Source organism: Xanthomonas arboricola pv. guizotiae (assembly GCF_002940205.1).
GTDB classification, from domain to species: Bacteria; Pseudomonadota; Gammaproteobacteria; order Xanthomonadales; family Xanthomonadaceae; genus Xanthomonas; species Xanthomonas arboricola_C.
On sequence record NZ_MDSK01000031.1, the window covers coordinates 34819 to 56599 of the forward strand.

21 protein-coding genes are annotated in these 21781 nt (G+C 65.4%); all 21 read left to right on the forward strand.

What is annotated here, in order from left to right; all coding sequences use genetic code 11:
- The first annotated feature begins 265 nt into the window (after positions 1-265).
- The 21 genes from flgB (at position 266) to XarbCFBP7408_RS17110 (ending at position 21727) form a co-directional block, all read left to right on the forward strand.
- Entirely contained in the window at positions 266-667 is a 402-nt protein-coding gene (gene flgB, locus XarbCFBP7408_RS17000; RefSeq protein WP_104563957.1) for a flagellar basal body rod protein FlgB, read from the forward strand.
- Positions 668-670: 3 nt separating this feature from the next.
- Positions 671-1078, forward strand: a complete 408-nt coding sequence (flgC, locus tag XarbCFBP7408_RS17005) for a flagellar basal body rod protein FlgC (protein WP_005914451.1) — start codon at positions 671-673, stop codon at positions 1076-1078.
- 37 nt (positions 1079-1115) lie between these two features.
- Positions 1116-1787 (forward strand): flagellar hook capping FlgD N-terminal domain-containing protein, encoded by a 672-nt coding sequence (locus tag XarbCFBP7408_RS17010; protein WP_104563958.1) that lies wholly within the window; start codon positions 1116-1118, stop codon positions 1785-1787.
- Positions 1788-1818: 31 nt separating this feature from the next.
- Positions 1819-3042 (forward strand): flagellar hook protein FlgE, encoded by a 1224-nt coding sequence (flgE, locus tag XarbCFBP7408_RS17015; protein WP_104563959.1) that lies wholly within the window; start codon positions 1819-1821, stop codon positions 3040-3042.
- 150 nt (positions 3043-3192) lie between these two features.
- A complete protein-coding gene (flgF, locus tag XarbCFBP7408_RS17020) occupies positions 3193-3948 on the forward strand; it encodes a flagellar basal-body rod protein FlgF (protein WP_005921307.1) in 756 nt (251 codons plus the stop codon).
- Positions 3949-4830: 882 nt separating this feature from the next.
- Positions 4831-5616, forward strand: a complete 786-nt coding sequence (gene flgG, locus XarbCFBP7408_RS17035; RefSeq protein ID WP_016901723.1) for a flagellar basal-body rod protein FlgG — start codon at positions 4831-4833, stop codon at positions 5614-5616.
- 38 nt (positions 5617-5654) lie between these two features.
- Positions 5655-6347 carry a flagellar basal body L-ring protein FlgH gene (gene flgH, locus XarbCFBP7408_RS17040; RefSeq protein ID WP_104563960.1) on the forward strand — a complete coding sequence of 231 codons (693 nt, stop codon included), beginning with the start codon at positions 5655-5657 and terminating at the stop codon, positions 6345-6347.
- 10 nt (positions 6348-6357) lie between these two features.
- Positions 6358-7476 carry a flagellar basal body P-ring protein FlgI gene (locus XarbCFBP7408_RS17045; protein ID WP_104563961.1) on the forward strand — a complete coding sequence of 373 codons (1119 nt, stop codon included), beginning with the start codon at positions 6358-6360 and terminating at the stop codon, positions 7474-7476.
- A gap of 1 nt (position 7477) precedes the next feature.
- Complete coding sequence (flgJ, locus tag XarbCFBP7408_RS17050; protein WP_104563962.1) at positions 7478-8668, forward strand: flagellar assembly peptidoglycan hydrolase FlgJ; 1191 nt, start codon at positions 7478-7480, stop codon at positions 8666-8668.
- A gap of 11 nt (positions 8669-8679) precedes the next feature.
- Positions 8680-10554, forward strand: a complete 1875-nt coding sequence (gene flgK, locus XarbCFBP7408_RS17055) for a flagellar hook-associated protein FlgK (RefSeq protein WP_104563963.1) — start codon at positions 8680-8682, stop codon at positions 10552-10554.
- Complete coding sequence (gene flgL, locus XarbCFBP7408_RS17060; RefSeq protein ID WP_104563964.1) at positions 10554-11759, forward strand: flagellar hook-associated protein FlgL; 1206 nt, start codon at positions 10554-10556, stop codon at positions 11757-11759. The genes flgK and flgL overlap by 1 nt, the downstream gene beginning before the upstream one ends.
- A 317-nt stretch (positions 11760-12076) precedes the next feature.
- Entirely contained in the window at positions 12077-13276 is a 1200-nt protein-coding gene (locus XarbCFBP7408_RS17065; RefSeq protein WP_104563965.1) for a flagellin, read from the forward strand.
- 272 nt (positions 13277-13548) lie between these two features.
- A complete protein-coding gene (fliD, locus tag XarbCFBP7408_RS17070; RefSeq protein ID WP_104563966.1) occupies positions 13549-14874 on the forward strand; it encodes a flagellar filament capping protein FliD in 1326 nt (441 codons plus the stop codon).
- A gap of 151 nt (positions 14875-15025) precedes the next feature.
- Positions 15026-15439: a flagellar export chaperone FliS gene (gene fliS, locus XarbCFBP7408_RS17075; RefSeq protein WP_104563967.1), complete on the forward strand. Its 414-nt coding sequence runs from the start codon at positions 15026-15028 to the stop codon at positions 15437-15439.
- A gap of 8 nt (positions 15440-15447) precedes the next feature.
- Positions 15448-15741 (forward strand): hypothetical protein, encoded by a 294-nt coding sequence (locus tag XarbCFBP7408_RS17080; RefSeq protein WP_104563968.1) that lies wholly within the window; start codon positions 15448-15450, stop codon positions 15739-15741.
- Entirely contained in the window at positions 15741-16307 is a 567-nt protein-coding gene (locus XarbCFBP7408_RS17085; RefSeq protein ID WP_104563969.1) for a PilZ domain-containing protein, read from the forward strand. The genes XarbCFBP7408_RS17080 and XarbCFBP7408_RS17085 overlap by 1 nt, the downstream gene beginning before the upstream one ends.
- Before the next feature lie 69 nt (positions 16308-16376).
- Entirely contained in the window at positions 16377-17009 is a 633-nt protein-coding gene (locus XarbCFBP7408_RS17090; RefSeq protein ID WP_003482986.1) for a response regulator transcription factor, read from the forward strand.
- A gap of 220 nt (positions 17010-17229) precedes the next feature.
- Complete coding sequence (rpoN, locus tag XarbCFBP7408_RS17095; protein ID WP_104563970.1) at positions 17230-18630, forward strand: RNA polymerase factor sigma-54; 1401 nt, start codon at positions 17230-17232, stop codon at positions 18628-18630.
- 8 nt (positions 18631-18638) lie between these two features.
- Complete coding sequence (locus XarbCFBP7408_RS17100) at positions 18639-19022, forward strand: response regulator (protein ID WP_016904817.1); 384 nt, start codon at positions 18639-18641, stop codon at positions 19020-19022.
- On the forward strand, positions 19015-20499 hold the full coding sequence (locus XarbCFBP7408_RS17105; protein WP_104563971.1) for a sigma-54 dependent transcriptional regulator: 1485 nt from the start codon (positions 19015-19017) through the stop codon (positions 20497-20499). Before XarbCFBP7408_RS17100 ends, XarbCFBP7408_RS17105 begins: the two co-directional genes overlap by 8 nt.
- A 118-nt stretch (positions 20500-20617) precedes the next feature.
- Complete coding sequence (locus tag XarbCFBP7408_RS17110; protein ID WP_104563972.1) at positions 20618-21727, forward strand: DegT/DnrJ/EryC1/StrS family aminotransferase; 1110 nt, start codon at positions 20618-20620, stop codon at positions 21725-21727.
- The last annotated feature ends 54 nt before the right edge of the window (positions 21728-21781 follow it).

A 21781-nucleotide genomic window follows, 5' to 3' on the forward strand; every position in this document is an offset into this window, starting at 1 on the left:
TTGGCTCGGTATGCGTCAGCCCGCTTTCAAACTGACATCCGCCAAGGCCGGACGTCGCCGGGCAGCCCTGCGTCATGCCGAACCTTCCGGCCTGGCGTGTCTGATTGAAGCAGCGCCGCGACCGATACGATGCCCACCGCGTTCCCGGGACGGTCAAGCTGCCGTTCGTCGGCAGCGCCGAGCATTCGCCGCGTTCCGTAGCCCGTACCACCTCGATTGGCACAAACCTTGCTTCCTCCCTTGCAACACTTCGCGGGAGAGCACCGTGTCCAGTCCCTTCTCTTCGTTTCTCGGCGTCCACGGCGACGCGTTGGCGCTGCGCGAGCAGCGCATGAAGCTCATTGCCAGCAACCTGAGCAATGTGGACACCCCTGGCTACAAGGCCAAGGACCTGAACTTCGAGGCGGCGCTGAAGTCGGCCCAGGGCGTACAGGATGGCGGCTCACTGCAAACCACCGACGCCAAGCATTACGAGGTGGGTGGCGGCGCCGGACTCAACCCGTTCCAGATCACCCGCGAATCCGACCAGCCCAGCCTGGACGGCAATACCGTCGATCCCGATGCCGAACGTGCTGCCTACGGCCGCGCCGCGCTGGAATACCGCGCCTCGCTGAGCTTCCTCGAATCCAAGGTGCGCTCGATGCTCACCGCGATCACCGGCCAATAAGTCATGAGCAATCTTCCCATCTTCGATGTGGCCGGATCGGCGCTGCACGCGCAGTCGGTCCGCCTGAGCACCATCGCCTCCAACCTGGCCAATGCGGATTCGGTCGCAGGCTCGGCCGAGGCGACCTACAAGCCGATCGAGCCGATCTTCCAGGCCCAGCAAAGTCGCCAGGACCCCAGCCTGACCTCGGTGAACGTCAAGGAGATCACCACCACCAACGCGCCGCCGATCCGTCGCTACGAGCCCGGCCACCCGCTGGCCGATGCCGATGGCTACGTGTTCTCGCCGGACGTGGACCCGGTCTCGCAGATGGTCAACATGATCTCGGCCTCGCGCAACTACCAGGCCGGCGTGGAAATGCTCAACACCGCCAAGGAACTGGCGCTCGCCACCCTGACCATGGGTCGCTGACCCGCCTAGCTGACCCTTCCCTTACGGACCCTTTCACATGAGCACGATCGGTAGTGACCTCTACACCAGCCTCGGGCTGACCTCCAGCAGCGCCGCAGCGACCAAGAAGAAGGAGGAATCGCTCGGCCAGGCCGACTTCCTCAAGCTGATGACCGAGCAGCTGCAGCACCAGGACCCGCTCAAGCCGATGGAAAACAGCGCGTTTCTGGGCCAGTTGGCGCAGTTCTCCACCGTCCAGGGCATCGGCGACCTCAATACCAAGGTCAGCAGCTTCTCGGCAGCGCAGAGCAGCGATCAGGTGCTCAAGGGTGCCGCGCTGGTCGGGCACAACGTGCTGGTGCCTTCCGCGCAGCTCGCCATCGATGCCACCAACTCGGCCAAGGGCGTGGTCGCCGCGACCTCGGCCGGCACCGTCAATTTCGAAATCACCGATGCCAACGGCGCCTTCGTCAAACAGCTCAGCGTGCCGGCCAGCGCCGCCGGCGAAGTGGCGTTTGCCTGGGACGGCACCGATGCCAACGGCAACCGCATGGCCGCCGGCAAGTACGGCGTGACCGCCACCCAGACCGACACCGCCGGCTCCAAGAGCAAATTGTCCACCTATGTCGACGCACCGGTGGACAGCGTCACGATCGGCTCGGACGGCCTGTATCTCAACCTGACCGGGCTAGGCACTTCCCCGCTCGCCAACGTGCTCCGCGTCAGCTGAGCCGGCAACCGACACTCAAAGGACCTCATCCATGGCTTTCAATACCTCGTTGTCCGGCATCAACGCAGCCAATGCCGATCTGAACGTCACCTCCAACAACATCGCCAACGTCAACACGACCGGTTTCAAGGAATCGCGTGCCGAGTTTGCAGACATGTTCCAGAGCACCAGCTATGGCCTGTCGCGCAATGCGGTGGGTTCGGGCGTGCGCGTCAGCAACGTGGCGCAGCAGTTCTCGCAGGGCAATATCGATCCGACCGGGCGCAGCCTGGACCTGGCGGTGTCCGGCGAGGGCTTCTTCACCGTGACCTCCAACGGCGCCAAGATGTACACCCGCGCCGGCAACTTCCAGACCGATGCCAACGGCTATGTGATCAATCCGCAAGGCGCGCGCCTGCAGGTCTTCGCCCCCAATCCGAGCGGCAACGGCTTCGACGTCGGCCGCCTGTCGGACCTGCAGCTGCTGACCACCGACAGCCCGCCCAAGTCGACCTCCACGGTCAACCTGGCCTTCACCCTGCCCGGCAATGCCACCGCCCCGTCGGTGACCCCGTTCAGCCCGGCCGACGACAAGACCTACAGCCACTCCACCGGCGGCATCAACGTCTACGATTCGCTGGGCGTCAGCCATGTGCAGACCTCCTACTTCGTCAAGACCGCCAACCCGAACGAGTGGCAGGTGCACAACTACGTGGACGGTACTGCGGTCGGCGCGCCGACCACGCTGCAGTTCTCCGATACCGGCGCGCTGACCACCCCGGCCAACGGCATCATCACGATGGACCCGTTCACCCCGAGCACCGGGGCCGGCGTACTGAACATGCAGCTCAACGTCAGCGGCTCGACCCAGTACGGCGAAGCCTTCGCGCTGCGCGACACCCGCCAGGACGGCTATGCCAGCGGCAAGCTCAACGAGATCAGCATCGACACCAGCGGCGTGGTGTTCGCGCGCTACTCCAACGGCGCCGACAAGCCGCTGGGCCAGGTCGCGCTGAGCACCTTCGTCAATCCGCAGGGCCTGCAGTCGCAGGGCAACAACATGTGGGCCGAAAGCTATACCTCCGGCGCCGCCCGCACCGGCGCACCGGACACCTCGGACCTGGGCCAGATCGAATCCGGCTCGCTGGAATCGTCCACGGTGGACCTGACCGAGCAGCTGGTGAACATGATCGTGGCCCAGCGCAACTTCCAGGCCAACTCGCAGATGATCTCGACCCAGGATCAGGTCACCCAGACGATCATCAATATTCGTTAACGGCTGGGAATCGGGATTGGGGAATGGGGAATCGTAAGAGCTGGCATTGCGTGTATCGGATGCCGGCCTTGCTTCCCTCTTCCAGTCTCCAGCAATCCCGCCTTTGCGATTCCCGATTCCCGACTCTCCATTCCCCAATCCCGGTGCCTCATGGACAAAGCTCTCTACGTTGCGATGACCGGCGCCCGCGCCTCCCTGCAGGCGCAGGGCACCGTGTCGCACAATCTCGCCAACGTCGATACGGTGGGGTTCAAGGCTGCGTTGGCCAATACCGAGGCGTTCAAGATCCAGGGCAAGGGCTATCCGTCGCGGATCGATGCGCTGCATGTGGACCAGGGCTTCGACCGCAGCCAGGGACACCAGAAGGTCACCGGCAACCCGCTGGACGTGTCGCTGCAGCAGGACCGCTGGCTGGCGGTGCAGTCGCCCGACGGCAGCGAGGCCTATACCCGCAACGGCGAATTGGCGCTCACCGCCAATGGCCAGCTGGTGACCGCCAACGGGCACGCCGTGCTGGATGAGGGCGGCAACCCAATGACGATCCCGCCGCACCAGGCGATGGAGATCGGCAGCGACGGCAGCATCTCGATCATTCCGCAGGGCGAAGGCCCGCAGACCATGGCCATCGTCGGCAAGATGAAGGTGGTCGACGCCCCCGCCGACCGTTTGACGCGGCGCCCGGACGGGCTGATGCGCAACACCAGCACCGACCCGGCGCAGGCGTTTGCGGTGGCCACCGGCAAGACCATCAACAGCGGCATGCTGGAGGGCAGCAACGTGGACGCCGCCGGCGCGCTGGTGGAGATGATCCAGCTGCAGCGGCAGTTCGAAATGCAGGTCAAGATCATCAAGAACGGCGACGACAACGCGCAGTCGGCCAATTCGCTGCTGCGGGTCAGCGGCTAAGCGTCACTGGCGCCCGCTGCGGCACCGCCGGTTGGCTTGCCGCGCTGCCGAGCACCTGGATGGCGGCCGCCCGGGGGACGTGGCTCGCGAGCGAAGTGACATGTCGTTCGACTCTGACTCCTGCGGTCTCGCGGGTGGTTTGTACGCGCTTGACGCTGACTACCGATGGTTTGTCGGTCAGGTGTGTGCGGTTGGCAATGCTGTTGATCTGGGCCTTCGCTGCAGAGCGGCTGGTTTGTGACTTGGCTGCAGGGCCCTTGCCCGCCCACCCTCGCGGGACACGCCGCAAGTACGTCCGTGTAGGCTCTTACGCGGCATCCATGCCGCGTAAGAGCCCGCGACGGTGGGCGGGCAAGGACCTGTCGAGATGGTCGGCGTGCATGGCGCAAACAATGCCTGACGTGGGTTGCTTGGATAACGGCGCGTCCAATGATCTTCTCAATGCAAGCCGAGCAATGGACAAGCTTTAAGAAAGCAACCTTCAAACTCTCTGGTGCGGTGGCCTCGCCGATTGCGGGACCGTGTGGCGGCATGGATGCCGCCACCGAGCCTACATGGACGTACTTGCGGCGTGTCCCGCGGGCGGTGAGGACACCGCGCGCTCCCAAGAACCCTTCCGCACGCAGCGCCAAGGGTTCACACGTCGTCGCACATATCGCTGACCGGGGAACGATCTAGCGCACCTGATCTGCCGCGCAGGTGTCCACCGCTTCCGCTTCGCCGCTGCCTGTCCGCCGCCACCCCTGCCCCGCGCAGGCCGCCGCGCCCGCTTCGCGTGATCCAGTGCACAGCCGGCAAAAATCCGACGCGGGTTTGGCACGGCACGTGCATATCCCCACCCGTACCCGGAACACGTCCCCGGGTCTAACGAGGAATCGGGTCATGAATCAGGCTTTGTGGGTCGCCAAAACCGGACTGGATGCGCAGCAGACGCGCATGTCGGTCATTTCCAACAACCTGGCCAATACCAATACCACCGGCTTCAAGCGCGATCGTGCGGCGTTCGAAGACCTGTTGTACCAACAGGTGCGTGCGCCGGGCGGTTCCACCTCCGCGCAGACGCAGCTGCCGACCGGCCTGCAGCTGGGTACCGGCGTGCGGGTGGTCTCCACCTTCAAGGGCTTCGACCAGGGCAGCCAGCAGCAGACCGGCCGCGCGCTCGACGTGATGGTCAACGGCCGCGGCTTCTTCGAAGTGCAGATGCCCGACGGCACCTCGGCCTATACCCGCGACGGCACCTTCCAGATCAATGCGCAGGGCGAGCTGGTCACCAACAGCGGCTACCCGCTGCAGCCGGGCATCCAGATCCCCGAAGGCGCGCAGTCGCTGACCATCGGCAACGACGGCACCATCAGCGTGACCCTGGCCGGCCAGGCCGCCGCGCAGGAAATCGGCGCGTTGACGCTGACCGACTTCATCAACCCCTCGGGCCTGCAGTCCAAGGGCGAGAACCTGTTCGTCGAAACCACCGCCTCCGGCCCCGCGCAGAACGGCACCCCCGGCCTCAACGGCCTGGGCAACACCGTGCAGGGCGCGCTGGAAGGCAGCAACGTCAACACGGTGGAAGAACTGGTGAGCATGATCGAGACCCAGCGCGCCTACGAAATGAATGCCAAGGCGATCTCCACCACCGACTCGATGCTCGGTTACTTGAACAACAACGTCTGATCGGCCCGCCGGTCGCTGCCCTCTCAGGAATCCACGCCATGTCCCGCCTGCCTTCTCTCTCCTCCCTGTGCCTCGCCATTGCCTGCAGCGCGCTGCTGGGCGGCTGCGTGGCGGCCGGCGATGTGCGGCCGTTCGCCGAACTGGCGCCGATCGTGCCGGTGGTCGCGCCGGTGGCACAGCCCACCGCCGGCGCGATCTACGCCGCCGGCCCGAGCCTGAATCTGTATGGCGACCGTCGCGCCCGCGATGTCGGCGATCTGCTGACGGTGAACCTGGTCGAAAGCACCACCGCCTCGTCCACCGCCAACACCAGCATCAGCAAAGCCGACACCGTGGACATGAGCACGCCGACGTTGCTGGGCGTACCGCTTACCGTCAACGGCACCGATGTGTTGCGCAACTCCACCAATGGCGACCGCACGTTTGCCGGCAAGGGCAACACCGCGCAGAGCAACCGTATGCAGGGCAGCGTCACCGTGACCGTGATGCAGCGTCTGCCCAACGGCAATCTGGTGATCCAGGGGCAGAAGAACCTGCGCCTGACCCAGGGCGACGAACTGGTGCAGGTGCAAGGCATCGTGCGCGCCGCCGACATCGCCCCGGACAACTCGGTGCCCTCCAGCAAGGTGGCCGACGCGCGCATCGCCTACGGCGGTCGTGGCGCGATCGCGCAGTCCAATGCAATGGGCTGGCTGAGCCGCTTCTTCAATTCCCGTCTGTCGCCTTACTGAGCCTGCGACCATGAACCTGTCTTCCCTGCCCTTCCGTCTGCTGGCTGCCACTGTTGCGTTGTGCGCGATCGCCGCGCCGGCCAGCGCCGAGCGCATCAAGGATCTTGCCCAGGTCGGCGGCGTGCGCGGCAACGCGCTGGTCGGTTATGGCCTGGTGGTCGGCCTGGACGGCAGCGGCGACCGCACCAGCCAGGCGCCCTTCACCGTGCAGAGCCTGAAGAACCTGCTCGGCGAACTGGGCGTCAATGTTCCGGCGAACGTCAACCCGCAGCTGAAAAACGTCGCGGCCGTGGCCATCCATGCCGAACTGCCGCCGTTCGCCAAGCCCGGCCAGCCGATCGACATCACCGTGTCCTCGATCGCCAACGCGGTGTCGCTGCGTGGCGGCTCGCTGCTGATGGCACCGCTGAAAGGCGCCGATGGCCAGGTCTATGCGATGGCCCAGGGCAACCTGGTGGTCGGCGGCTTCGGTGCGCAGGGCAAGGACGGTTCGCGCGTCTCGGTCAACATTCCCAGCGTCGGTCGCATTCCCAACGGCGCCACCGTGGAACGCGCATTGCCGGACGTGTTTGCCGGCAGCGGCGAGATCACCCTCAACCTGCACCAGAACGACTTCACCACCGTCTCGCGCATGGTCGCGGCGATCGACAGCAGCTTCGGCGCCGGCACCGCGCGTGCGGTGGATGGCGTGACCGTGGCAGTGCGCTCGCCGACCGACCCGGGCGCGCGTATCGGCCTGCTGTCGCGGCTGGAAAACGTCGAACTCTCGCCAGGCGATGCACCGGCCAAGGTGGTGGTCAACGCACGCACCGGCACCGTGGTCATCGGCCAGCTGGTGCGGGTGATGCCGGCGGCGATCGCGCATGGCTCGCTCACCGTGACCATCAGCGAGAACACCAACGTCAGCCAGCCGGGCGCGTTCAGTGGCGGCCGCACCGCGGTGACCCCGCAGTCGACGATCACGGCCACCTCCGAAGGCAGCCGCATGTTCAAGTTCGAAGGCGGCACCACGCTCGATCAGATCGTGCGCGCGGTCAACGAAGTGGGCGCCGCTCCCGGCGACCTGGTGGCCATCCTGGAAGCGCTCAAGCAAGCCGGTGCGCTCACGGCGGAGCTGGAGGTGATCTGACATGCGTATCGCAGCCTCGCCCATTGATCTCAACCCGAGCACCAAGGCCGATCCCGCCAAGATCGACAAGGTCTCCCGTCAGCTCGAAGGCCAGTTCGCGCAGATGCTGGTCAAGAGCATGCGCGATGCGAGCTCCGGCGACCCGATGTTTCCGGGCGAAAACCAGATGTTCCGCGAAATGTACGACCAGCAGATGGCCAAGGCGTTGACCGAGGGCAAGGGGCTGGGACTGTCGGCGATGATTTCCAAGCAGCTGAGTGGCGACACCGGCGGCCCGGCCTTGAACACCTCGTTGAATACCGCCGAAGCGGCCAAGGCGTATGCCCTGGTTGCGGGCAGGCGCGATGCCTCGTTGCCGCTGCCTGCCCGCGATGGCGCCGCAGGCAGTGTCGGTGGGGCGATCGGCAGCCTTGTCGGCGCGGCTGCAGGTCTCGGCGCAGGCGCTCTGGGCGGCATCGGCATGAGTCAGGTGCTGGATCTGATTGCCGGGCGTAGCGGCGGTGGCGAATCCGGCAGCGACGATGCGGCCGCACTGAACTGGCCCTCGGCCAACGATCGCTGGGCCGATGTGGCTGCCAGCGACGCGGCCGACGCCAACGCCGCGGTCACTGCGAGCGCCGCCAGCAGCGCGGCGGCCAGCCTGGGCGAGCGGACCCCGGAAGGCTTCGTCGCCAAGATCTGGACGCATGCGCAGAAAGCCGCGCGCGAACTGGGCGTGGATCCGCGCGCGCTGGTGGCACAGGCCGCACTGGAAACCGGCTGGGGCCGGCGCGGTATCGGCAATGGCGGCGATTCCAACAACCTGTTCGGCATCAAGGCCACCGGCTGGAGCGGCGACAAGGTCACCACCGGCACCCACGAATACGTCAATGGCGTCAAAACCACCGAAACCGCCGATTTCCGTGCCTACGGCTCGGCCGAGGAGAGTTTTGCCGACTACGTGCGGCTGCTGAAGAACAACAGCCGTTACCAGCCCGCGCTGCAGGCCGGCACCGATATCAAGGGTTTTGCACGCGGCTTGCAACAGGCTGGGTACGCCACCGATCCGGGCTACGCGGCCAAGATCGCGGCGATCGCCAACGGTCCGACCATCGACCGTGCGGTGGCCGCAATTGGCAACGCGGCGGCCGACCTGTCCAACCGCTACGCCAGCACCGCCGAGCCGGCCGGGCTCGGCACCATCCGTCGTTGAGGTAAACGCCCATGTCCATCATGTCCACCGGGACCAGCGCGCTGATCGCCTTCCAACGGGCGTTGTCGACCGTTAGCCATAACGTCGCCAACATCAATACCGAAGGCTATAGCCGCCAACGTGTGGAATTCGCAACGCGCACGCCCACCGACATGGGCTACGCGTTCGTGGGCAATGGCGCCAAGATCACCGACGTGAGCCGGGTGGCCGACCAGCTGGCCACCTCGCGCCTGCTCGACAGCGGCGGCGAGCTGTCGCGGCTGCAGCAGCTGTCCTTGCTGTCCAACCGCGTCGACAGCCTGTACTCCGACACCGCCACCAACGTGGCCGGGCTGTGGTCGAACTTCTTCGACTCCACCAGCGCGGTGTCGTCCAATGCCTCGTCCACCGCCGAGCGCCAGAGCATGCTCGACAGCGGCAGCTCGCTGGCCACGCGCTTCAAGCAGCTCAACGGGCAGATGGACAGCCTGAGCAACGAGGTCAACAGCGGCCTGACCTCCGCGGTGGACGAGGTCAATCGCCTGACCCAGCAGATCGCCAAGATCAACGGCACCATCGGCAACAGCATCGACAGCGCCTCGCCCGACATGCTCGACCAGCGCGACGCGCTGGTGAGCAAGCTGGTCGGCTACACCGGCGGTACCGCGGTGATCCAGGACGGCGGCTTCATGAACGTTTTCACCTCCGGCGGCCAGGCCCTGGTGGTGGGAACCACCTCGTCCAAGCTGACCACCGTCGCCGACCCGTACCAGCCGAGCAAGCTGCAGGTGGCGATGCAGACCCAGGGCCAGAACGTCAGCCTCAGCGCCAGCTCGCTGGGCGGGCAGATCGGCGGCCTGCTGGAATTTCGCAGCAGCGTGCTGGAACCGACCCAGGCCGAACTCGGCCGCCTGGCGGTGGGCATGGCCAGCACCTTCAATGGCGGTCACGCGCAAGGCATGGACCTGTACGGCGCGATGGGTGGCAATTTCTTCAACATCGGCTCGCCCACCACCGCCGCCAACCCCGGCAACACCGGCAGCGCGTCGCTGAGCGCCAGCTTCAGCAACATGGCGGCGGTGGATGGGCAGAACGTCACGCTCAGCTTCGACGGCACTGCGTGGAAGGCCACCAATGCCAGCACCGGCTCGGCGGTGCCGATCAGCGGCACCGGCACCCCGGCCAATCCGCTGGTGCTCAACGGCGTCAGCCTGGTGGTCGGCGGCACGCCGGCCAACGGCGACAAGTTCCTGCTGCAGCCCACCGCCGGGCTGGCCGGCACCTTGTCGGTGGCCATCACCGACCCCTCGCGGATTGCCGCGGCCACCCCGGTCAAGGCCTCCGCCACGCTCGCCAACCTGGGCACCGGCAAGATCAGCGACGTCAAGGTCACCAATGCGCAGAATCCGGCGCTGCTGACCCCGGCGTCGGTGGAGTTCATCGACGCCAACCAGTACACCATCGACGGTACCGGACCGTTCGCCTACACCGCCGGCCAGACCATCAGCGCCAACGGCTGGAGCTTTGCGCTGGACGGCGCGCCCAAGGCCGGCGACAGCTTCGGCGTCGGTCCCACCGGCGCCGGCTCCAGCGACAACGGCAACGCCAAGTTGCTGGCCAATCTCGACGATGCCAAGGCGCTCAGCGGCGGCACGGTCACGCTCAACGGCGCACTGTCGGGCCTGACCACCTCGGTGGGCTCGGCCGCGCGTGCGGCCAGTTACGCCTCGGATGCGCAGAAGGTCATCAACGACCAGGCACAAGCCAGCCGCGACTCGATTTCCGGCGTCAACCTCGACGAGGAAGCCGCCAACATGCTGAAGCTGCAGCAGGCCTACCAGGCCGCCGCACAGATGATCTCCACCGCCGACACCATCTTCCAAGCCATCCTGGGTGCCGTACGCTGATGACCGACCGTATCTCCACCAGCATGATGTACAGCCAGTCGGTGTCGTCGATGACGGCCAAGCAGTCCCGGCTGAACCAGATCCAGGCCCAGCTCGCCAGCGGGCAGCGCCTGGTCACCGCCAAGGACGACCCGGTCGCCGCCGGCACTGCGGTCGGCCTGGATCGCGCCCTGGCGGCAATCACAAGGTTTGGCGAAAATGCCAACAATGTGAAAAATCGGCTCGGTTTGCAGGAAAACGTGCTGGCGCAGGCCGGCGACGCCATGGCCCGCGTCAACGAACTGACGATCCAGGCCAACAGCTCCGCGCTGGCGCCCGACGATCGCAAGGCGATTGCCTCGGAACTGACCGCGCTGCGCGACAGCATGGTGAGCCTGGCCAACAGCACCGACGGCACCGGGCGCTACCTGTTCGGCGGTACTGCCGATGGCAGCGCACCGTTCATCAAGAGCAGCGGCGGCGTCACCTACAACGGCGACCAGACCCAGAAACAGGTCGAAGTGGCGCCGGACGCCTTCGTCAGCGATACCCTGCCCGGCAGCGAAATCTTCATGCGTATCCGCACCGGCGACGGCACCGTGGATGCGCACCCCAACACCGCCAACGCCGGCACCGGACTGCTGCTGGACTTCAGCCGCGATGCCAGCACCGGCAGCTGGAACGGCGGCAGCTACAGCGTGCAGTTCACCGCCGCCGACACCTACGAGGTGCGCGACAGCACCAATACGGTGGTTGGTACCGGCACCTACAAGGATGGCGAAGACATCAACGCGGCCGGCGTGCGCATGCGCATCAGCGGCGCACCGGCGGTGGGCGACAGTTTTCAGATCGGCGCCTCCACCACCAAGGACGTGTTCTCCACCATCGACGACCTGGTCGGCGCGCTCAACTCCGACACGCTGACCCAGCCGCAGAAGGCGGCGATGATCAACACGCTGCAGTCCTCGATGCGCGACATCGCACAGGCCTCGTCGAAGATGATCGATGCGCGCGCCTCCGGCGGTGCGCAGCTGTCGGCGATCGACAACGCCAACTCCCTGCTCGAGTCCAACGAGGTCACCCTCAAGACCACCCTGTCGTCGATCCGCGATCTGGACTACGCCTCGGCGCTTGGGCAGTACGAACTGGAGAAGGCCTCGTTGCAGGCCGCTCAAACGATTTTTCAGCAGATGCAGTCGTCGTCGTTGTTCAACCTGATCCGCTGATTTGCAGCAGAAAACCGGCGTTTTCTGCACTCCTGCGCACCAGCACTTGCGCAGGCCGACGGAGTTTATTCGTCGAAATTTATACCAACGCTAAAGATCTACGGGGTGCTGCCGAATAAACCAAACCCCTTGATACACAACGCTTCCGTATTTCGTCCCGCGGCAGAAAGACAGTAAAAAAACACTGGATTTCGCTAAAGGTTCCCGACGCAACGCCGTTATTCATCTCAGCAGCGGCAACGGCCAACTTGATGGCCCCCCTGCGGAGGCTCCGGGCAAGTCCCCCTTGCCGGAAAAATCGCTTAGGAGAAATCAAAATGGCACAGGTAATCAACACCAACGTAATGTCGCTGAACGCTCAGCGTAACCTCAACACCAACAGCTCCAGCTTGGCGCTGAGCATCCAGCAGCTTTCGTCGGGCAAGCGCATCACCAGCTTTGCCGTAGACGCGGCCGGCGGCGCAATCGCCGAGCGCTTCACTACCCAGATCCGCGGCCTGGACGTTGCCTCGCGCAACGCCAACGACGGCATCTCGCTGTCCCAGACCGCCGAAGGCGCGATGCAGGAAATCGGCAACAACCTGCAGCGTATCCGCGAGCTGTCAGTGCAGTCCGCAAATGCAACCAACTCGTCCACCGACCGCGAAGCGCTGAACTCCGAAGTCAAGCAGCTGACCAGCGAAATCGACCGCGTCGCCAATCAGACCAGCTTCAACGGCACCAAGCTGCTTGACGGCTCCTTCTCTGGCGCGCTGTTCCAGGTCGGCGCCGACGCCGGCCAGACCATCGGCATCAACAGCATCGCCGACGCCAACATCGATACGCTGGGCAAGGCCAACTTCGCCGCCGCCGTTTCCGGCGCTGGCGTCACCGGCACCGCCACCGCGTCTGGTTCGGTCAGCGGCATCAGCCTGTCGTTCAACGACGCCAGCGGCGCGGCCAAGAGCGTCACCATTGCCGACGTCAAGGTCGCTTCGGGCGACACCGCTGCCGATGTCAACAAGAAGGTGGCTGCGGCGATCAACGACAAGCTCGACCAGACCGGCATGTACGCCTCGATCAAGACCGACGGGACGCTGCAGATCGAATCGCTCAAGGCTGGCCAGGACTTCACCTCGCTGTCGGCTGGTACCTCCAGCGCTGCTGGCATCACCGTCGGCGCCGGCATCACCACCGCTTCGGCCGCTTCGGGCTCCACCGCTTCGACCCTGGGCAGCCTGGATATCTCCACGTTCTCGGGCGCACAGCAAGCACTGGAAATCGTCGACAAGGCGCTGACTACGGTCAACTCCTCGCGCGCCGATATGGGTGCGGTGCAGAACCGCTTCACCTCCACCATCGCCAACCTGAGCGCAACCTCGGAAAACCTGTCCGCCTCACGTAGCCGGATCGCCGATACCGACTACGCCAAGACCACCGCAGAACTGACCCGCACGCAGATCCTGCAGCAGGCCGGTACTGCGATGCTGGCCCAGGCCAAGTCGGTTCCGCAGAACGTGCTGAGCCTGCTGCAGTAACCTGTGCAGTCAGCTGCCGCCGCAATGCGGCAGTGCTGCGCAGCAAGTACAAAGCCCCTCTTCGGAGGGGCTTTTTTGTGGCCGCAGCCTGCCGCAGATGCCTGCACAGTTTATTGACGCGAACCATCACCTTCGGTGGGCATGGAATTTGCATCGCTACATTTCGTGAGCGTGACGAATCGCTGCCGCTAAAGTCCTCGCGGACGCGGCCGATATCCGTCACGTAATCCCATGCGTCCGTCTGTTTCGGACGCCCAGACGAGGAATGCAACATGGCATCGGTGATCAGCACTTCCGCCTCCGGGTTGGACATCCCTACCGTGGTGTCCACCCTGGTGTCCCGGCAGAAAGACCCCGAGCAGGCACGCATCAACAAGGCCGGCACCGCCGCGACCACGCAGCTGTCGGCGATCAGCCAGATCAAGAGCAGCATGACCACGCTCAAGTCTGCGCTGGACAAGGTCATCAGCAGCGCCGACACCAACGCCTACAAGGCCACGCTGCCGACCGACGCCGGTTTCACCGCCACCACCACCAGTTCGGCCGCGCCCGGCAACTATTCGGTGGAAGTGGTTTCGCTGGCCAGCGCGCAAAAGCTCGCCTCCGGTGCATTCGTCGCCGATGCCACGGTCGGCAGCGGCACGCTGACGATCGGGTATGGCGACAAAAGCATCACCGTGGACATCAGCGGCACCGACAAGCTCACCGACATCGCCGCCGCCATCAACAAGGCGGCCGGTGGCAAGGGCGTCACCGCCAGCGTGGTGGCCGCCAACGACGGCCAGCACCTGGTGTTCAACGCGGTCGACACCGGTACCAAGGGCGCATTGACCGTCAGCGCCAGCGACCCCAGCCTGAGCAGCCTCACCTACGGCCCCGGCGTCAGCGGCGGCCTGACCCAGTCCGTGGCGGCAACCGACGCGCTGGTGCGCGTGGACGGCTTCGAACGCACCTCCAGCTCCAACACCATCACCGACATCGTGCCGGGTGTGGTGCTCAACCTCACCAAGGCCGCCGAAGGCACCAAGGTCACATTGGGCGTTGCAGCCGACACCAGCGGCCTCAAGGGCAATCTCACCGCCTTCGCCGCTGCCTACAACACCGCCAACACGCTGTTGAAGAACAGCAGCAGCTATAACACCACCACCAAGACGGCCTCGGCGTTGACCGGCGATTCGCTGGTACGCAGCTTGCAGCAGCAGCTGCGTAGTCAGTTCAGCGGCAACGTCAATGAACTCAAGGCGCTGGGCCTCGCCATAGATAAGGATGGCGTGATGAGCTTCGATGGCGGCAAGTTCGATACCGCCCTCGCCGCCGACGGCGGTGCCGCCACCGACGCGCTTGGCAAGGACAGCAAGTTCGGCTCCGGGATGACCAAATTGCTGGAAAGCAATGTCAACGTCACCACTGGCACGCTGACCTTGCGCTCGGACAGCCTGAACAAGCAGATCAAAGGCTACGAGGCCGATCTGGACGATCTCGATGCACGTATGGTGAAGTTCAGCGACCGCCTGACCGCGCAGTTCACCGCGATGGAAGCCATGGTCAGCAAGCTGCAAAGCAGTAGCAGTTCGCTCAGTGGCCTGCTGACAAGCTGATTTCCGTGATCGCAGTCCTCAAGTCGTACGTCGGTGTTGCCGATACAAGTAGTACCTATCGTGATGTCGGCCTTGCCTCTTGGCAGGAGCGTTGTCGCAGGAGCACCCCGCTCCGGGACCCGCGAAGGCCAGCCAATTGAGGGAGTCATCCATGTACGGTTCCAATCGTCAGTATGCCGAGCAATACCGCAAGGTCGGCGTGTCCACCAGCGTGACCGAAGCCGACCCGCACAAGCTGGTGTCGCTGCTGTTCGCCGGTGCCTGCCAGCGCATCCGTCTGGCCCAGGCCTGCCTGGCGCAGGGCGACCAGGCGCGCAAGGGCAAGGCCATCGGCGAAGCCTGCGCGATCGTCGGTCACTTGAACGGATCGCTGGATCACGAAGCCGGTGGCGAGATCGCGGGTAACCTGTCGGCGCTCTACGACTACGTGATGCAGCGGCTGACTGCCGCCAACCTGCACAACGACGAAACCGCGTTGACCGAAGCGCTGGACCTGCTCAGCGAGATCGACTCGGCGTGGAATTCCATTCCCCTGGACCAACGCGGCCTTTCTGCCGTTTCGTGAGTCATACCATGCATAGCGCGCAGAGCCTTCAGGCCGAAATTGCCAACATCCGCCTGGCCATGGCGCAGGAGGAATTCGAGGTGATGCCGTTCATGCTGGACGCCCACGATCTGCACTTGCGCGAGTACGCGCAGCAGGCGGACCTGAGTCAGGACCGCGACGCGTTGCAGACGCTGCAGGTCATGCAGCAGGACCTGATGCGGATGATGCTCGAGCGTCGGCGCAAGCTACTGGATCTGATCCGCGCGCAACGCACGTCCTCCTCGGCCAGCCGCGCCTACGCACGGGTCGGACGGATCTGATGTCCGCGCTCGGCACACTCGCGGCATCGGCCGATGCCGCGCTGTTCGCCGACACGCTCAGCTGCGAGGTACGCCTGCCGGCCGGCTTCCGTGTCGGCAGCGACGCCGGCACGCATGGCGCCGCAGAGACCCTGCTGCGCAGCCTGGGCCAGGTCGAAGACCTGCGCAGCGAGGACACCAGCGAAGACCGTGGCGAGCTGCCGCTGCTGGTGCAGCGCATGGACGCCAAGCTCGACCTGATGCTGGCCCTGATCGGTCGCCTGATGCGGCAGGGCGACACCGGACTGATCCAGGCGAGCGTGCACTGGTCGGTGCGCGGCATCCGCCTGAGCTGCGCAAGCAGCCATCCACCAGGTACCCAGGGCAGCGTTTGCCTGCAACCCTCCGACTGGCTTCCTGAACTGGTACAGCTTCCTGCCGAGGTCCTGGCAAGCGCAAGCGATGGCCACGATCACTGGCTCTGGCTGCGGTTTGCGCCGCTTTCCCCAGGCTTGCAGGAGGCGCTGGAACGTCATCTGTTCCGCCTGCATCGCCGTCAGATCGCCGACGCCCGCCGCCAGCGCTGATAGCGCCTGTTGGCGTGGGGCGCCGGGTCGGCTAAGGTGCCCTTTACTGAAAAAGGTCTCTTCTGCGCCGTGCGAGTCATCATCGTCGACGATCACACCCTTGTCCGTGCCGGCCTGTCCAGGCTGCTGCAAACCTTCGCCGGCATCGATGTCGTGGGTGAGGCCAGCAACGCCCAGCAAGCCCTGGACATGACATCCCTGCACCGGCCTGATCTGGTGTTGATGGACCTGTCCCTGCCCGGCCGCAGCGGCCTGGATGCGATGACCGATGTGTTGCGCGCTGCGCCGCGTACCCACGTGGTGATGATGTCGATGCACGATGACCCGGTACACGTGCGCGACGCGCTCGATCGCGGCGCGGTCGGCTTCGTGGTCAAGGATGCGGCGCCGCTCGAGCTGGAATTGGCATTGCGTGCAGCCGCGGCCGGCCAGGTGTTCCTGAGCCCGCAGATTTCGTCCAAGATGATCGCGCCGATGCTGGGCCGGGAAAAACCGGTCGGTATCGCCGCCTTGTCGCCGCGCCAGCGCGAGATCCTGCGCGAGATCGGCCGCGGCCAGAGCAACAAGGAAATCGCCGCCGACCTGGGCATCAGCGTCAAGACGGTCGAAACCCACCGCGCGCGCATGATGGAATCGCTCGGTTGCCGCCGCGCCAACGACCTGGTGCTGCTGGCCGCCAAGCACCACAACGAACTGGTCTGAGCAAGCCGCTGCGCCGACCGAACATGGCCGCCAGCGACGAAAACAGTGACGGAATTCCGGCGGGCACGCTTGAGTCCGTATTGAACGTCAGGGAATTCCCCACACCCTGTCAGGAAAATCACGAATTGCCTCGCGCGATTCCCTGATTAGAAACCCGTCGCCTTGTCCTGCAAGATGCGTTCCATCGCTGCCACGTGCGGCGCCTTCCGGAAGCGCTTCGATGAAGACGACCATTTCCGCCCAGCTTGGCCAGCAACTGCACCTGACCCCGCAGTTGCTGCAGTCGATCCGTCTGTTGCAATTGGACGGCATGCAGTTGGAACTGGAAATCCGTCGCGCGCTGGAAACCAATCCGCTACTGGAACTGGAAGAACTGGCCGACAGCGACGCCGCCGCGACCAGCGACGATGGCGCTTCCGATGTCGCCGCCTTCGATGAACTGCCGGAAAGCACGATGTGGGACGTGCAGGGCAGCAGCTGGAACGGCGACGACGACGACCGCATGCAGCGCGTGGCAGCCGGCGAATCCACCGACCCGCACGTGCGCATCCTGCGCGCTCTGGCGCTGGACCTGGACGAGGCCGCATTGGGGGCCGCCGCGTTCTGGCTGGAGCAGACCGACGACGCCGGCTATCTGACCGAGGCCATCGCGACGCTGCAGCAGCTGGGTGCCACCCGTCTTGGTATGACCGTGCAGGCAGTGGAAGTGGTCCGTCAGCGCCTGCTGCACGGCGACCCGGCCGGCCTGGCCGCCTGCGACCTGCGCGAGTGCCTGCAGGCCCAGCTGAGCACCCTGCCCGGCCGCGTGCCGGCGCGTCATCTGGCCGCGCGCATCCTTGCCGGCGACCTGGACCTGCTGGCCAGCCACGACTATCCGCTGCTGGCGCGCGCACACGATGCCGAGGTGGACGATGTGCGCGAAGCGGTACGGCTGATCCTGTCGCTGCAGCCGCGCCCCGGCGACGACCTGTTGCAGGAAAGCAACGCCAGCGTGATTCCCGACGTACTCGCCTGGCATGCCGATGGCAGCTGGCGGGTGGCGTTGAACCCGGCCACCACGCATCGGGTGAGCATCAACCCCGTGCATGAGCGCGCACTGGCCGAGGCCGGCGACGCCGCCCAGCCGCTGCGCGACATGCTGCAGGAAGCGCGCTGGCTGACCCGCGGCCTGTCGATGCGCTACGAGACCCTGCTGCGCGCCACGCGCGCCATCGTCGAACGCCAGGCCGCCTTCCTGGTGCGCGGCGAAGAAGCGATGGCACCGCTGACGCTGAAGGAAATCGCCGATGAGATCGGCATGCACGAATCGACGATTTCGCGCATTACCACCGGCAAATACATCCAGACCCCGCGCGGCACCTTCGAGCTCAAGCACTTCTTTGCGGTGCGCCTGGAAGGCGCCAGCGTCTCCGGCCAGGCGGTCAAGGCGATGGTGCGGCGACTGATCGAAAGCGAGCCGGCCGGGCGGCCGCTGGCCGACGAAGCCATCGCCGGGCTGTTGTCGCGCCAGGGCGTTAATATTGCCCGTCGCACTGTGGCCAAGTACCGCGAACAACTCGACATCGCCCCGGCACGCGAGCGCCGCCGCATCAACAAACCGCTGCTTGCCCGGGCAGGATAAGGACTACTATGAGCAAACTCACCGTGCTGCTGGTCGACGACCACGAGGGCTTCATCAACGCTGCGATGCGTCATTTTCGCAAAGTGGAGTGGCTCGATATCGTGGGCAGTGCCGCCAATGGACTGGAAGCGATCGAGCGCTCTGAGTCGCTGCGCCCCAATGTCGTGCTGATGGACCTGGCCATGCCGGAGATGGGCGGGCTGCAGGCAACGCGTCTGATCAAGACGCAGGACGATCCGCCGTATATTGTCATCGCGAGCCACTTCGACGATGCAGAGCATCGTGAACATGCTCTTCGCGCGGGTGCTGACAATTTTGTTAGCAAGCTGTCCTATATCCAGGAAGTCATGCCAATCCTGGAGGGCCTGACGGAAGGAGCCAGGAATGAGTGAGTCCCGCATTCTGTTGATCGACAGCGATGCCGTGCGCGCCGAGCGCACGGTCTCGCTGCTCGAGTTCATGGACTTCAATCCGCGCTGGGTCACCGACGGCGCCGACATCAATCCCGGCCGCCATCGCCACGACGAATGGATGGCGGTGATGGTGGGCTCGGCGCAGGACGCTGCCCAGGCCGACAAGTTCTTCGACTGGCTGGCCGACGCCAAGCTGCCGCCACCGGTGCTGCTGATGGAAGGCAGCCCGAGCGCGTTTGCGCAGGCCCATGGCCTGCACGAAGCCAATGTCTGGACGCTGGACACCCCGCTGCGGCATACGCAGCTGGAAGCCCTGCTGCGCCGTGCCAGCCTCAAGCGCCTGGACGCCGAGCACCAGGCCGGCGTCCAGCAGGACACCGGCCCGACCGGCAACAGCGAGGCGGTGACCCGCCTGCGCCGGCTGATCGACCAGGTGGCCGCGTTCGACACCACGGTGCTGGTGCTGGGCGAATCGGGCACCGGCAAGGAAGTCGTGGCGCGCGCCATCCACCAGCATTCGCCGCGGCGCGACGGGCCGTTCGTGGCGATCAACTGCGGCGCGATCCCGCCGGATCTGCTGGAAAGCGAGCTGTTCGGCCACGAAAAAGGCGCCTTCACCGGCGCGCTGAGCACCCGCAAGGGCCGCTTCGAAATGGCCGAGGGCGGCACCCTGCTGCTGGACGAAATCGGCGACATGAGCCTGCCGATGCAGGTCAAGCTGCTGCGCGTGCTGCAGGAGCGCAGCTTCGAGCGCGTCGGTGGTGGCCAGACCATCCGTTGCAACGTGCGCGTGATCGCCGCGACCCACCGCAACCTGGAAACCCGCATCAGCGACGGCCAGTTCCGCGAGGACCTGTTCTATCGCCTCAACGTGTTCCCGATCGAGATGCCGGCGCTGCGCGAACGCGTCGACGACCTGGCCATGCTGGTGCAGACCATCGCCGGTCAGCTGGCGCGCACCGGACGCGGCGAAGTGCGCTTCGCCGACGAAGCCCTGCAGGCGCTGCGCAGCTACGACTGGCCGGGCAACGTGCGCGAGCTGACCAACCTGGTGGAGCGCCTGGCGGTGCTGCATCCGGGCGGACTGGTGCGCGTGCAGGACCTGCCGGCGCGCTACCGCGGTGATTTCGCCGCAGCCGTGCTGGTCGAGCCTGCGCCCGAACCGGCACTGGTTGCCGCCGCGGTCGAAGACAGCACGCTGCCGGGCAATGTGGTGACCCTGCCACCCACCACAACCGATGCCGAGCCGGCCACCAGCTCCAGCCTGCCCGACGATGGCATCGACCTGCGTGGCCACATGGCCAACATCGAGCTGGCGCTGATCAACGAGGCGCTGGAACGTACCCAGGGCGTAGTGGCGCATGCGGCGCAACTGCTGGGCCTGCGCCGCACCACGCTGGTGGAGAAGCTGCGCAAGTACGGCATCGATCGCGAGCAGACCGAGCTGGCGAACTGAGCGGGCCGATCTCCTGGCCCGGCTCGCTGGCATAGCGCTTGCTTCAGCAGGATCGCCCCGTCCGCAGCCGTCGGCTGCGGCGGAATCCCGACATTCACCAGCACCTGCCGAGGCATTGATGCCCATCCCTGTCACCAGTCCGCTGCTGCCGCCGCTGGAAGAATTTCTGCCCTATCTGGAGCAGATCTGGTCCAGCCGCATTCTCAGCAATGGCGGTGACATGCATCACGCGTTCGAACGCGCGTTGTGCGAATACCTGGGCGTGCCGCACCTGGCCTTGCTCACCAACGGCACCACCGCGTTGATCACCGCGCTGCAGGCGCTGCGCATCACCGGGGAGGTCATCACCACGCCCTACTCGTTCGTGGCCACCGCGCATTCGCTGCTGTGGAAAAGCATCACGCCGGTGTTCGTGGATATCGACCCGCTGACGCTCAACATGGATCCGTCCAAGATCGAGGCGGCCATCACCCCGCAGACCACCGCCATCATGCCGGTGCACTGCTACGGCACCGCCTGCGATACCGCTGCCATCACGCGCATCGCCGACATCTACAACCTCAAGGTGATCTACGACGCGGCGCATGCCTTCGGCGTGCGCGATGAGGGTGGCTCGATCCTGCGTCATGGCGACCTGAGCGTATTGAGCTTCCATGCCACCAAGGTGTTCAACACCTTCGAAGGTGGCGCCATCGTCTGCCCGGACGAAAGAACCTATCAGCGCATCGGGCATCTGAAGAACTTCGGCTTCGTCGATGAGACCACGGTGGTGGCGCCGGGCATCAACGGCAAGATGAACGAAATCAGCGCGGCCTTCGGCCTGCTGCAGCTCAAGCACATCGATCACGCCATCGCCCAGCGCAGCGCCATCGATGCGCAGTATCGGCAGCGATTGAGCGATGTTCGCGGCGTGCGCTGCGTGGCGCGGCCCGATCACGCCAGTGCCAACTACGCGTACTTTCCGATCCTGGTGCAGGACGACTACCCGCTGTCGCGCGATGCGCTGTACCAAGTGATGCGCGAGCACGGCATCCTGGTGCGGCGGTACTTCTATCCGTTGATCAGCGATTTCCCGATGTATCGCGCCCTGCCCTCCTCGGCGCCGGCATGGCTGCCGGTCGCGCGCTCAGTGGCCGCACAGGTATTGTGCCTGCCAATCTTTCCTGGCCTGACCCGCGACCAGGTCGATACCATTGCCGATCTGATCGCCGGCGCACAGGCAACATGATCGCAACACGCTGCAGCTGCATTCCAGACTCCCATCTCTTCAACAGGCAACCAG